The sequence below is a fragment of the Aquimarina sp. AWH4_224 genome (assembly GCF_056160245.1).
In genome coordinates, this window is sequence record NZ_JBSWWU010000021.1 from 17,050 (window position 1) to 29,921 (window position 12,872).

General features: G+C 36.6%; 12 protein-coding genes. 5 read left to right on the forward strand and 7 right to left on the reverse strand.

Annotated features, from left to right (window positions below; all coding sequences use genetic code 11):
- The first annotated feature begins 80 nt into the window (after positions 1-80).
- Positions 81-2,267 (forward strand): choice-of-anchor L domain-containing protein, encoded by a 2,187-nt coding sequence (locus ACXAGJ_RS23740; RefSeq protein ID WP_474843544.1) that lies wholly within the window; start codon positions 81-83, stop codon positions 2,265-2,267.
- A gap of 9 nt (positions 2,268-2,276) precedes the next feature.
- Positions 2,277-3,137: a DMT family transporter gene (locus ACXAGJ_RS23745; protein WP_474843545.1), complete on the forward strand. Its 861-nt coding sequence runs from the start codon at positions 2,277-2,279 to the stop codon at positions 3,135-3,137.
- Between the two features lie 12 nt (positions 3,138-3,149).
- Here ACXAGJ_RS23745 and ACXAGJ_RS23750 read toward each other — a convergent pair whose 3' ends face one another.
- The 3 genes from ACXAGJ_RS23750 to panB are packed head-to-tail and all read right to left on the reverse strand — an operon-like array spanning position 3,150 to position 5,355.
- Positions 3,150-3,848 (reverse strand): RluA family pseudouridine synthase, encoded by a 699-nt coding sequence (locus ACXAGJ_RS23750; RefSeq protein ID WP_474843547.1) that lies wholly within the window; start codon positions 3,846-3,848, stop codon positions 3,150-3,152.
- 20 nt (positions 3,849-3,868) lie between these two features.
- Positions 3,869-4,525: a hypothetical protein gene (locus ACXAGJ_RS23755; RefSeq protein WP_474843549.1), complete on the reverse strand. Its 657-nt coding sequence runs from the start codon at positions 4,523-4,525 to the stop codon at positions 3,869-3,871.
- An 11-nt stretch (positions 4,526-4,536) separates the two neighbouring features.
- Entirely contained in the window at positions 4,537-5,355 is an 819-nt protein-coding gene (gene panB, locus ACXAGJ_RS23760; protein ID WP_474843551.1) for a 3-methyl-2-oxobutanoate hydroxymethyltransferase, read from the reverse strand.
- Positions 5,356-5,487: 132 nt separating this feature from the next.
- Here panB and ACXAGJ_RS23765 point away from each other — a divergent pair, with 132 nt between their 5' ends.
- Positions 5,488-5,961, forward strand: coding sequence for a nuclear transport factor 2 family protein (locus ACXAGJ_RS23765; protein ID WP_474843553.1), 474 nt, complete (start codon positions 5,488-5,490; stop codon positions 5,959-5,961).
- On the opposite strand, the gene ACXAGJ_RS23770 is transcribed toward ACXAGJ_RS23765, so the two are convergent.
- Together ACXAGJ_RS23770 and ACXAGJ_RS23775 are read right to left on the reverse strand one after the other, a co-directional pair.
- On the reverse strand, positions 5,958-7,031 hold the full coding sequence (locus ACXAGJ_RS23770; protein WP_474843555.1) for a hypothetical protein: 1,074 nt from the start codon (positions 7,029-7,031) through the stop codon (positions 5,958-5,960). The genes ACXAGJ_RS23765 and ACXAGJ_RS23770 overlap by 4 nt on opposite strands.
- A 213-nt stretch (positions 7,032-7,244) precedes the next feature.
- Complete coding sequence (locus tag ACXAGJ_RS23775) at positions 7,245-8,669, reverse strand: L-serine ammonia-lyase (RefSeq protein WP_474843557.1); 1,425 nt, start codon at positions 8,667-8,669, stop codon at positions 7,245-7,247.
- Between the two features lie 227 nt (positions 8,670-8,896).
- Here ACXAGJ_RS23775 and dnaK point away from each other — a divergent pair, with 227 nt between their 5' ends.
- Together dnaK and ACXAGJ_RS23785 are read left to right on the forward strand one after the other, a co-directional pair.
- Entirely contained in the window at positions 8,897-10,810 is a 1,914-nt protein-coding gene (gene dnaK / locus ACXAGJ_RS23780) for a molecular chaperone DnaK (protein WP_473280477.1), read from the forward strand.
- Between the two features lie 172 nt (positions 10,811-10,982).
- Complete coding sequence (locus ACXAGJ_RS23785; protein ID WP_073321900.1) at positions 10,983-11,504, forward strand: outer membrane beta-barrel protein; 522 nt, start codon at positions 10,983-10,985, stop codon at positions 11,502-11,504.
- A gap of 46 nt (positions 11,505-11,550) precedes the next feature.
- On the opposite strand, the gene ACXAGJ_RS23790 is transcribed toward ACXAGJ_RS23785, so the two are convergent.
- A complete protein-coding gene (locus tag ACXAGJ_RS23790) occupies positions 11,551-12,216 on the reverse strand; it encodes a DNA alkylation repair protein (RefSeq protein WP_474843559.1) in 666 nt (221 codons plus the stop codon).
- 74 nt (positions 12,217-12,290) lie between these two features.
- Complete coding sequence (locus ACXAGJ_RS23795; RefSeq protein WP_474843561.1) at positions 12,291-12,830, reverse strand: hypothetical protein; 540 nt, start codon at positions 12,828-12,830, stop codon at positions 12,291-12,293.
- Positions 12,831-12,872 lie beyond the last annotated feature (42 nt).

A 12,872-nucleotide genomic window follows, 5' to 3' on the forward strand; every position in this document is an offset into this window, starting at 1 on the left:
AGGATTAGGTTATTTTAGCCGCATCAATAAATAAACTCTTAAAATAAACTAATGAATCAAAATATTTGTAGCTACAGAATATGAAATACAGATATGTGCTGGTAAAAATATTACCTTTTCTTTTCATACCCTTTTTGGGTTCTGTAACAGCACAGATAAGGGTTGACGATAGTTCTTTTAGTGATCAACAACTTATTGAAGATGTTTTGATTGATAGTCCTTGTGCAAGAGTAGAAAATATAATATCATCCACAGGAACTTCGGTAGGAGTTAACGGAATTGGTTACTTCGAAGCTAACGGTTCAGGCTTTCAAATTGAAAGGGGTATTGTTTTGAGTACAGGTAACGCGGTAAGTGCAATTGGACCAAACGGAATAGACCCTTTAAGTGAAGGGGGAGAAACCTGGAGAGGAGATAATGACTTGGGTCGAATCACTAATACGAGTCCTTTGTTTAATGCTACCTTTATTCAATTTGATTTTATTCCGAGTATCGATTTTATAACTTTCGATTTTCTGTTTGCTTCAGAAGAATATGTAGGCGTATTTCCTTGTATTTTTTCTGATGTTTTTGCTTTTATTCTTACAGATTCTTCCGGCAATTCTAGAAATTTGGCGGTAGTACCCGGAACAAATCCACCAACTGCCATTAAAGTCACCACAGTAAATGCCGGAGTGGACCTAAATAACGATGGAGACTTTGAAGATACAGTTGATGACCAGAACGAGTGTCCGCCCAGAAATCAAGAATTTTTTGGTCGAGTAATTACCCCAGGTACAGATGCGCCAATCAATTTTAATGGATATACAAAAGTATTAAAAGCTTCAGGGAGTGTGATTCCCAATGAGCGATATACCATAAAAATGGTAATAGCCGATAATTTAGATCCGGGATTAGATTCTGCTGTTTTTTTGGCAGCAGGAAGCTTTAACATCGGCGGAGATCTAGGTGAAGATAGAACTATTGCCAATGGTAATCCAGGATGTGAGGGTACTCCTATAATACTTAATGCAACAGTTGGGAGTAGTTCAAGCTATTTTTGGTTCAAAGACGGAACTCCAGTTGGACCAGGAGATGGAACCACAATATTAGATGGAGGAGCAAGGCTTGAAGTGACTCAAGATGGATTGTACAGCGTGGATATTGATGTTTCCGGTCTTTGTTCATCTTCAGATTCCGTAGAAATTGAATTTGCAATCCCACCGGTCATTACGAGCCTACCCGATGATCTTGACTCTTGTGATCTGGATAATGATGGTATTTCTTTATTTGACCTGACTGCGAATACTGCTTTAGTATTAGGAGGTCAAGATGCTGCAATTTATGAAGTTTCGTATCACCTTACTCAAGAAGATGCAGAAAACTACACAGGGATAAGTTCAACCAATACCATTACTAACCCGGGTGATTTTATGAACACTTCAGCAGTACAAACAATTTGGCTAAGGATTGCAGAATCGACACAAACATGCTATAAAGTAACTTCATTTACAATTGAAAGTATTCCTGTCGAACCAATAATTTTAGAAGAACGATATATTAGATGTCTAAATGCTGATGGAAGCCTTATAAATATATTTCCCCAAGATATAGAGGTAAACCTTGATCCTGCTCAATATACTTTTCAGTGGTATCTAGGAAACCAACCTATATCTGGTAATGAAATAGCAGGGGAAACCAACGCTATTTTTATACCTGAGGCCTCTGGCCAATATAGTGTAGAAGTTACTCATGTAATTAATGGATGTTCTATTTCCAAAAGTATTAATGTTGAAGATTCATATCCACCTGAAGAAGTTAGGGCAGAGTCAATATCTGGAGCATTTTCTAATAATGTTACTGTCGAAGTTTTTGTAGAAGGAAATGGAAATTATGAATTCCAAATTGATGATGGTGATTGGCAAACATCCTCCATTTTTAATGGTGTGACTATTGGAGAACATACAATTACGGTAAGAGATATCGAAAGATGCGGGGAAGAATCAACAATTATTAATGTAACATCTGGATATCCTGAATATTTTACTCCTAATGGAGATGGTTTTCATGATGTATGGAATATAGAAAGTACGCGAAATGTTACCATTAACCAGGTTTTGATTTTTGATAGGTTTGGCCGACTTTTAAAAACTCTTGGATCTCAAAGCAATTGGGATGGAACCTCCCAGGGTCGTCAGTTGCCATCTAGTGAATACTGGTTTAAGGTATTATATACGGAGCAAGGTGTCCTTAAAGAATTTAAGTCTAGTTTTACATTACTAAGATAGTTATAAGATTTGTCACAAAATAATCAACACTTCAAAAATATATTAGAGCTCAATCTTGCCATGCTTTTGATTAGTACATCTGGAGCTTTAGGCAGGTATATTGATATGCCTGTTCCGGTAATTATTGGATTTAGAGCCATACTCGCAGGTATTTTACTTTTTATTTTTTGTAAATGGAAAGGAATCTCACTCAGTACTTCTAGCAAAGACCGTCCAACGATTATATTGAGCGGTATTTTGATGGGATTGCATTGGGTAACCTACTTCTATGCACTTAAACTCTCGAATGTAGCAGTAGGAATGTTGTCGATCTTTACGTACCCAGTGATTACAGCGCTTTTGGAACCTGTTTTGTTAAAAACTAAATTTCAAAAAATACATCTCCTGTTAGCGCTTTTGGTTTTGTTAGGGATTTATTTTTTGGTACCCGATCTCAATTTTGAAAATTCATACACCAAAGCGGTATTGTTTGGGGTGTTGTCTGCTTTGTGCTATTCGTTGCGTAATCTGATTATGAAAACCAAAGTTGGGAGTTATAATGGATCTATGTTAATGTGGTATCAGTTGGTTGTAGTAAGTATTGCGTTGTCTCCTTTCCTTTTCTTAATGGATAGTTCAGGAATAAGAGAACAATGGTTACCTACCTTAACGTTGGCATTGTTAACTACAGCAATCGGACATACCTTGTTTTTGGGGAGTTTTAAACGATTCTCGATCACTACAGCGAGTATCATCAGTAGTGTACAACCGGTGTATGGAATCATTATTGGTATGATTTTTTTAAAAGAAATTCCAGTATTATCCACTGTTATTGGTGGGCTTTTGATTTTAACCTCAGTGATGATAGAAAGTGTTAGGACCTACAAGTGACAAGGTAGATGTTTATACTATGCAATGATCCCAGATAGGATCTGTGGGGGGAGGAGCAATAATAGTTAATGGTTCTTTTTTTACAGGATGCACAAAAGTAAGTTTTCTGGCATGCAAATGTATGCTGCCATCTTTATTACTTCTATCAGCTCCATACTTTAAATCTCCTTTGATTACAGATCCAATAAAAGATAACTGAGATCTAATTTGATGGTGTCTTCCTGTATGCAAGAGCACTTCTAAAAGATAATAATTATCCAACGCTTTTAGTATTTGATATTCCAAAATAGCCTTTTTGCTATCAGGAACCTCTTTGATATGAGCATAGGATTTATTTTGCTTTGGATTGCGCTTTAACCAATGTGTTAGTATTTCACTGTCTTTGGGTGGTTTGTTTTTTACCACTGCCCAGTATGTTTTTTGCGCTTCTTTGTTGGCAAACAGTTTATTTAATCTAGGAAGGGCTTTACTGGTTCTAGCAAAAACAACGATGCCACTAGTAGGTCTATCCAAACGATGGACTACCCCTAGATACACATTGCCAGGTTTGTTATATTTTTCCGCGATGTACTCTTTTACAACTTCACTTAATGGTTTGTCACCTGTTTTATCTCCTTGTACGATGTCACCTGGCCGTTTATTGACAGCTATAATATGGTTGTCTTCATATAAGACCTGAAGGTTGTTCTTTGTAGAGATCGTTTTAGACAAAATTTTTTATTGAAATGTAATTAATTTGACGATATAATGGCTTCAAGCGTACTACTATTAATAGCATTTGGGGCACCTACTTTTATAATTTCAGTATCCTTATATACCAAACTGATTTGATCTTCGCTTTTGTTGATTTTTAAAGATTGGATCGTATCTTTTAGTTCTCCAGAGGGTAGATCAAACTTTCTTTTGAACGTAAAATTTTCATTCTCGATTTGGAGCATGAATCCAAAATAATCAAATATCCGGTTGATACCATTGATAAGCATTTTGATCCCAATATATCCAAAAACTGAAAGCACAATTCCGTTGATAGGAGATGAAAAACTCAGTAAAAAAATAACACCAAAAATTCCTAGTACCGATAATATGGTTCCTAAAACGATAGCAATAACATCAATCAAAATAGCTCGCCCTGACCGGGTGATGGTATAATTACTTTGATCAATAGATTTAACATCAAAGCCTAAGTTTTTAATATAAGTTAGGCTTTGAATGTTCTCTGTTTCTTCAGAAATACTTTTTGATAAATCAGAAATAAAAGAACGTATTTCCTGATTCTTTCTGGATTGTATTTCTTTTAAGAGCTGTTCTTTGGCAACATGAGATAGAGAATCTAATAGTTGAAGAACTTCAATTAATTCTGAGTCACTAAAACTTGAATACTGAGTCATCTTTTCGAATACTAGTATTGCTCATTCTCGTTAGGGAAATCCACTGATTTTACATCGCTCACATATTGTTTAAATGCATTGGTCATCTCGGTATACATATCCAAATAACGACGTAGAAAACGAGGATTAAACTCGTGAGTCATACCTAACATATCGTGAGTTACCAGTACCTGACCATCAACACCATTTCCAGCTCCAATCCCAATTACAGGAATACTGATACTTTCTGCCACTTCTTTTGCCAGTTTTGCAGGAACTTTTTCAAGTACAACGGCAAAACAACCTATTTTCTCAAGCATAAGGGCGTCCTCTTTCAATTTTTTAGCTTCTTCTTCCTCTTTCGCCCTTACCGTGTAGGTCCCAAATTTGTAGATAGACTGTGGAGTCAATCCAAGATGTCCCATTACAGGAATTCCGGCATTCAATGTTCTTTTGATAGATTCTTTTACTTCTTTACCACCTTCCATTTTTACGGCATGAGCTCCGGACTCTTTCATAATTCTGATAGCAGATCGTAAAGCTTCTTTTGGATCACTTTGATAACTACCAAAAGGAATGTCGACAACAATTAATGCTCGGGTAATAGCTCTTATTACCGAAGAAGCGTGATAGATCATTTGATCCAAGGTAATAGGGAGTGTCGTCTCATGACCTGCCATTACATTGGATGCAGAGTCTCCAACTAGAATCACATCTACACCAGCACCATCAACAATTTTGGCCATGGTATAATCATATGCGGTAAGCATAGATATTTTTTCGTGGTTAGATTTCATCTCAACAAGAGATTTTACGGTAACTCTCTTGTAATCTTTCTTTGCTGTGGACATATTTATGTGTGTTTAGTGCTGCAAAAGTAATCATTTAGGGATATCGCGGCAAATGTCTTGTTAAGACTGCCTTAATCTTTTACCCAACTACGAATAAAAGCTTACATTTACGAGAATCAAAAAATGATCATTATGAATAAATTTACGGTTTGTATTATTACAGTTTTACTCATTAGTATTCAATCCTTTGCCCAAGATAAAAAAGCTAAAGATTACAAAGAGGAGGTAAAGGCAACTATCTTAGAGTTTTTTGATGGATTTCATAAAGGTGATACCGCAAAAATGAAGAAAACTATAGATCCTCAAATGGTTTTAAAAACCGTAGTAAAGAATAAAGAAGGAAAAATTAGGATTGCTCAAACCGATATCGATAAATTTTTGGATGCTATTCAAAACAGACCTTCAGAGCAAAAATGGGATGAACGTTTACTTTCTTTTACCATTGAAGCAGACGGTAGTATTGCTAATGCTTGGACACCTTATGAATTTTATGTAAATGATAATTTTAGTCATTGTGGAGTCAATGTCTTTCAACTATATCACGATGGCTCCTCGTGGCGCATTATGGCTATTGCTGATACTAGAAAGCGAGAGGGGTGCAACTAAATGATGCTAATAAGAAATGGGATTAGGTTTCTTAGAGCGTGTAAACCAATAGACCATGTAATACCGTTTTTTATCTTAAAAATGCCATAGATAGAGCCCGAAAATATACGAGGTATCGTGAGTAAGAGGATGACCAAATTAATTTCTGAAAGTGTTCCGTAATTCAAAGCATGCGATACCCCAAATAAGAGGGAAGAGGCAATAAGTAAGGTGATCATAATGCCCTTTTTTTGGAGAAATTTGGCGGTTTGCAATAAGAACTTCTTTTCAAACAGTTTTGATTTTAATAATAAGAATAGGCCAATCATCAAAACAGCGATACCTGCATACGTATAATACCAGGTAAATTGTGAACCCAATGTGAGAACCAATGCTAGTCCAATGACTCCGCAGGGAAATAGTAACAGATCTGATTTGTTAGGTTTGATAAGTGTTCGAAATACTAGTTCTTCAAGAATAGGCATAACTAATACAAGAGAGAAAAACAGTTCGATTGGATTTTTTTGAAAGGCATTTTGTTGTTGTTTGCTTTCGTATATCGTGAAATCAATACTTGCTACATTCTCATTTAATATTTTTTGAAAGATCACCCAGGACATGGTAAAAACAAATAGTACAATGCTATAAAGAATAAGTTGTTTGACTTTAAGTCCAAGAGCTTTATTGGGTGTCTTCGGCTCTTTTTGAGCGGATTTTCTAGTTGTTGTTCTTGTTTTTGTCTTTTTGGGAGTTGTCTTTTTAGGAACTACCTTTTTTGCAATTGTCTTTTCGGGAATTGCTTTTTTAGGGGTTGTTTTTTTAGGATTAACTTTTTTAGCAGGTGTTTTTTCAAGATCTGCCTTTTTAATAGTTTTCTTTTTGGGAGCAACGTTTCTTGCAGTTGATTTCTCAGGATTGGCCTTTTTAACTGCTGTTTTTTCCGGAGTTACCTTTTTAGCAGTTTTTTTTTCAGAAGCTACCTTTTTAGCGGTTGCCTTTTCGGGAACTATCTTCTTTACAATTGCTTTTTTTGGGGTTGTCTTTTTAGCGTTGATGTTTTTGGGGCTGGTTTTTGGGGCTGGTTTTTTCATAAGTGTCAGCAATAGCTTAAACGTACTTTTACAATTGTGATCTCTTTTTTGGTTTTTATAATTTCTTCTAATTTAGGTCTTTAAATTTAGAATATCCAAAACCAAAGTAAGAAATACGTTAAAATAGCTTAGCTAAAATAGAGGAAGACAAAAAACAACTAGTTATTGAATACAGGAGAGATTATGGAATAAGAAAGCTGCGGAGGGAATATATCAACAGTCACTCAAACTTACTTTAACTGCAAGTCCTCCTTCACTAGTTTCTTTGTATTTGGTATGCATATCCTGGGCTGTTTCCCACATGGTTTCGATCACTTTATCCAAGGGTACTTTGGCATTTGCAGCATCGGTATCCAGTGCCATTTCACAGGCATTAATCGCTTTTACCGCGCCCATTGCGTTTCTTTCTATGCAAGGGACTTGTACTAATCCGGCGATTGGATCGCAGGTAAGTCCCAAATGATGCTCCATAGCAATTTCGCTAGCCATCAAGACTTGCTCTGGGGTACCACCCATAAGTTCTGTTAGTGCACCAGCAGCCATAGCCGAAGAAACCCCAATTTCTGCCTGGCATCCTCCCATAGCTGCAGAGATGGTTGCTCCTTTTTTGAATAGGCTTCCGATCTCACCAGCCACCAGCATAAATTGTTTTACATCATCAAAATTGGCATCGTGATTTTCAATCACCATATAGTACATCATCACTGCAGGAATTACTCCAGCACTTCCATTGGTGGGTGCTGTTACCACACGACCCAAAGAAGCGTTGACTTCGTTTACCGCTAAAGCAAAACAAGAAACCCATTTCAATATCTGGCGAAATTTAACTTCAGTATCTCGAATGGCTTCAATCCATTCTTGAGGAGAGGTATACGTAGTGTCCCCGATAAGCTTTTTATGAGTGTCAAAAGCTCTACGTCTGACATTAAGTCCTCCAGGTAGTGTACCCTCGGTATGACAACCTGTATACATCGATTCTAGCATTACACTCCACACATCCCGTATTCTCTGATCGATTTCTTCGTCAGTTCGCAACGATCGCTCATTTTCTAATACAATCTCGGACACTTTTTTGCCCTTTTCATGACAATAACCCAAAAGATCGGTTGCTTTTTGAATAGGTAATGGGAAGCCTTGGAACTCTTCCATTTTCTTTTCTTTTCTTTTCCGTTCTTCCTTGATGACAAAGCCCCCACCGATTGAATAAAAAGAAGAGGATATTTTTTGTCCATCAGTAAGATGCGCATGAAAAGTAATTGCGTTGGGATGAAATTCTTTAAATTCTTTATTGAAAACTATTTGCGTTTCAGGATCGAATGTCACCCAAAGCTCGGTATTGAAATGAATTTTTTTCTCGGTGTTAATATGGTCAATAATGGTTGATATCGAAGATACATCTATAGTCTGTGGATCATATCCGCAAAGTCCAAGCATCACCGCAATATCGGTAGCGTGACCTTTACCAGTAAGTGATAGAGATCCAAAAAGATCAATGGTGATGGTTGTCACATTTTCGAAATGACCATCCTTTTTTAATTCTGCAATCCATCGACGACCAGCGCGCCATGGACCTAGGGTGTGAGAACTGGAGGGGCCAACTCCTATTTTCAGCATGTCGAAAATACTGATGCATTCCATAATTCGTAATTATTGAAATATTAACAGGGGTAAATATAGGTTTTTGATAAAGAAAATACTTGTTTTTTGAAGAATAGTTAATACCGTTTTTTGAATCCTTAAAGAATCCTTCTGGCGGATCAAGATATAGGTTTAGTGACAACCTGTCATATAAATCGTAATGGCACAAAGATTGACCTTACAGGTTTGAATTATTACGAACAACAGTATAACAATTTAGTATAAAGATGAGTAAAATAATAGGAATAGACTTAGGGACAACCAACTCTTGTGTTTCTGTAATGGAAGGTAATGAGCCTGTAGTGATCCCTAATGCTGAAGGTAAAAGAACAACACCTTCTGTAATTGCTTTTGTAGAAGGAGGAGAAATTAAAGTAGGTGATCCTGCAAAACGTCAGGCAGTTACTAACCCAACAAAAACAATCTCTTCTATCAAAAGATTTATGGGTAATAAGTTCTCTGAGTCTTCTAAAGAAGCTCAAAGAGCAGCTTATAAAGTGGTTAAAGGTGATAACGATACGCCAAGAGTAGATATCGACGGACGTTTATATACTCCACAGGAGTTATCGGCGATGACACTTCAGAAAATGAAGAAAACTGCAGAGGATTACTTAGGGCAAGATGTGTCTAGAGCAGTAATCACTGTACCAGCATATTTTAATGATGCGCAACGTCAGGCAACAAAAGAAGCAGGAGAGATTGCAGGTCTTAAAGTAGAAAGAATTATAAACGAACCTACCGCTGCTGCGTTAGCTTACGGTTTGGATAAAAAAGGTACTGATCAAAAAATCGTTGTATTCGATTTTGGTGGAGGTACGCATGATGTTTCTATCCTTGAATTAGGTGATGGTGTATTTGAAGTACTTTCTACAGATGGAGATACACACTTAGGAGGAGACGATGTAGATCAAAAAATAATCGATTGGTTAGCTGAAGAGTTTAAAGGAGAAGAGAATATGGATCTTCGTGAAGACCCAATGGCACTTCAACGTTTGAAAGAAGCTGCAGAAAAAGCTAAGATTGAATTATCTTCTTCTTCGCAGACAGAAATCAACCTTCCATATATTACAGCAACAGCAAGTGGACCTAAACACTTGGTACGTTCGCTTACAAAATCAAAGTTTGATCAATTAATAGACGATTTAGTAAAGAGAACGATTGAGCCTTGTCGTACGGCACTTAAAAATGCAGATTTATCGACTAGTGATATTGACGAAATTATATTAGTAGGTGGATCTACTCGTATTCCAGCAGTGCAGGAAGCAGTAGAAAAATTCTTCGGTAAAGCGCCTAGTAAAGGAGTAAATCCAGATGAGGTAGTTGCTATTGGAGCGGCTATTCAAGGAGGAGTTTTAACTGGAGATGTTAAAGACGTATTATTACTTGACGTAACTCCATTATCTCTAGGTATTGAGACTATGGGTAACGTAATGACAAAGTTAATTGATGCCAATACAACTATCCCTACCAAGAAATCACAAGTGTTCTCTACGGCAGCAGATAATCAGCCATCTGTGGAAATCCATGTGTTACAGGGTGAGCGTCCTATGGCAGCAGATAATAAAACTATCGGTCGTTTCCACCTAGATGGAATTCCACCATCACCTAGAGGTGTACCTCAGATTGAAGTTACTTTTGATATCGATGCCAATGGTATTATCAAAGTGTCTGCTACTGATAAAGCGACTAATAAATCTCAGGATATTCGTATTGAAGCTTCTTCAGGGTTAACCGAAGAAGAAATCGAAAGAATGAAGAAAGAAGCAGAAGCAAATGCTGAAGCGGATAAAGAAGCTAAAGAAAAAGCAGATAAGCTTAACGAAGCTGATGGAATGATCTTCCAAACTGAAAAGCAATTGAGTGAATTTGGTGATAAATTATCTGATGATAAGAAAAAGCCAATCGAAGATGCTTTAGAAGAGTTGAAGAAAGCCTATGAGTCTAAAGATATCGCGGTAATCCAACCGGCTCTTGATACAATCAATGAAGCTTGGAAAGTAGCTAGCGAAGAAATGTACAAAGCACAAGCAGAAGCACAACAAGGGCAACCTGGTCCTGATGCCGGTGCAGGAGGAGATTCTTCTGGTGGTGGATCTGAAGGAAGTGATGTAGAAGATGTAGACTTCGAAGAAGTAAAGTAAGAATAGTTAGCCTATTCATATATTAAGAAAGAGAGCCAATTCTGGCTCTCTTTTTTTGTTTCATTAGGAGTTCATTAACAAAAGAATATTCTTTTTTTAACAGCACTACCCAATACTCCAACATGTGATCTTTTTTACTTTTGATATTACTTAATCATATAAATTATCGAAAATGAAAAAAGTTTTTTTAGTGTTGTTTTTAATGGGGGCATTAACAACAATGAATGCTCAAGAAGTTGTTTTTGGAGTAAAAGCAGGGGTTAACTTTTCTAAGTTTGGAAAGGATGCTGATGCAGACGGTAGAACAAGCCTATTTATAGGTGGTCTTGCCGATTTTACCATCAATGAACAATTTCATATCCAACCAGAACTTTTGTATTCATCAGAAGGGTCTGAGGATATCGAAGCGAATTTTATTAGAGTATTGGGGATTGGGAAGTATTACCCCGTAGAAGGTTTTAGCTTGGAAGCTGGTCCACAGTTTGGTATTCGTGTCTCTGCAGATAATGCAATCGAAGATACGACCAAATCATTTGATTTTGGATTGTCTTTTGGAGCTGGTTATGAGCTAACAGATATCGGCTTGTTATTTAACCTACGATATAACGCTGGTATTGCTAATCTTTCAGATGTAGATGGCTTCGATACCAACTTAGGAACGTTCCAGTTAGGAGTAGGGTATAAGTTCTATTAATAGAAATATCCATATAAAATAAAAAGCACGGTTTCGACCGTGTTTTTTATGCCTGTATTCTTCTTAGTGCTTCTTTTGTAGACAAAGGTTTCAATACCGTTTTGGATACAAAATCCTGAACATCGGTTGGATTCACTTTTGAATACTCGCGCAACGCCCAACCAATCGCCTTTTTGATAAAAAATTCATCCGATGATTTATGAGCCTCGCACAAAGAAAATAATAATGCTTTATCCGTATGTTCTTTATACCCAAGTTGAAAAAGAATAGCACTTCGATTGAGCCACATATGTTCTGATCTGGAGAATTCTGGGATCACAGTGGCTATTTCATTAGGAAATTGAAGCAGGTATTTTCCCAAAATATGTTTGGCGATAAAATCCACAGTATCCCACCAGGAATGGGTCGTAATTAGCTTCTCGATAAGTGCGATATCTTCTTTTCGATATTTTTTCTTTAGTGTTTGATCGACGAGTTCTATGGCGCAAAGATGTAATTCTCTTTCTTCTGCAGTGTACAATTGTAGCGTCAACTCCGAACAATTTTCTGGCGTTACCGATCCTTTAAAATTGATAAGTGTTTCTTTCAATATAGCCTTTCTTAAGGGAGCTTTTACACCATAAAACGGAAAGCGGTTTTTCATATAGGCTTTCATGGCAATAGCATTATCTGGGTCAGATCGCTCTTGTAGTTTAGATTGTAATGTGCTCAAAAAATCCATGATAACAAGATACACATTCTATAGTATAGAAGAATCAGGTCAATGTAGAAATTATGATAGTATATTTAATTGGTTTGTATGCTCCATTTTTTTTCCAAATTCAAAACTTTACCGGATAGCGCATGACCAGTTATCGTAATTATTGTTCCCACTCCATAGGATAAGGCACCATATCCAAGGATTGCTGTATTTCCTACTAACAATGCTATGGTTCCTATACATACGGCACCAACTCCTCCAATCATTGCAGTATACCCAATGACAGTAATTATGGTAGGAATCGTTCTTTTCTCCTTAAGTAACTTAATCTTTTTGATGTCCTGAACTGGTATTGATACGGGAGTTTGTTCTTTAGTTACGATTATCAAATAACCATTCTCGAATTTTTTGAAGACACCTTTAGCACTTTTACGATCGTCGTATTTCCAGACTTTTAAGGTGTTTCCGGGGAATAGTACTACTTCCTTATCTGAACCATTCTTTTTGATGACTAAGCTATCCGAGTTGAAGTTATATATAGGATTATATTCAGAATTTTTAGAAAAACCATGAACATAAACACCGGATAGTAAAATGACACATACTATTGGAATAATCTTTTTCATAAACAAAAAGGAGATGAGTATACTTTTTATTTATAGATACTA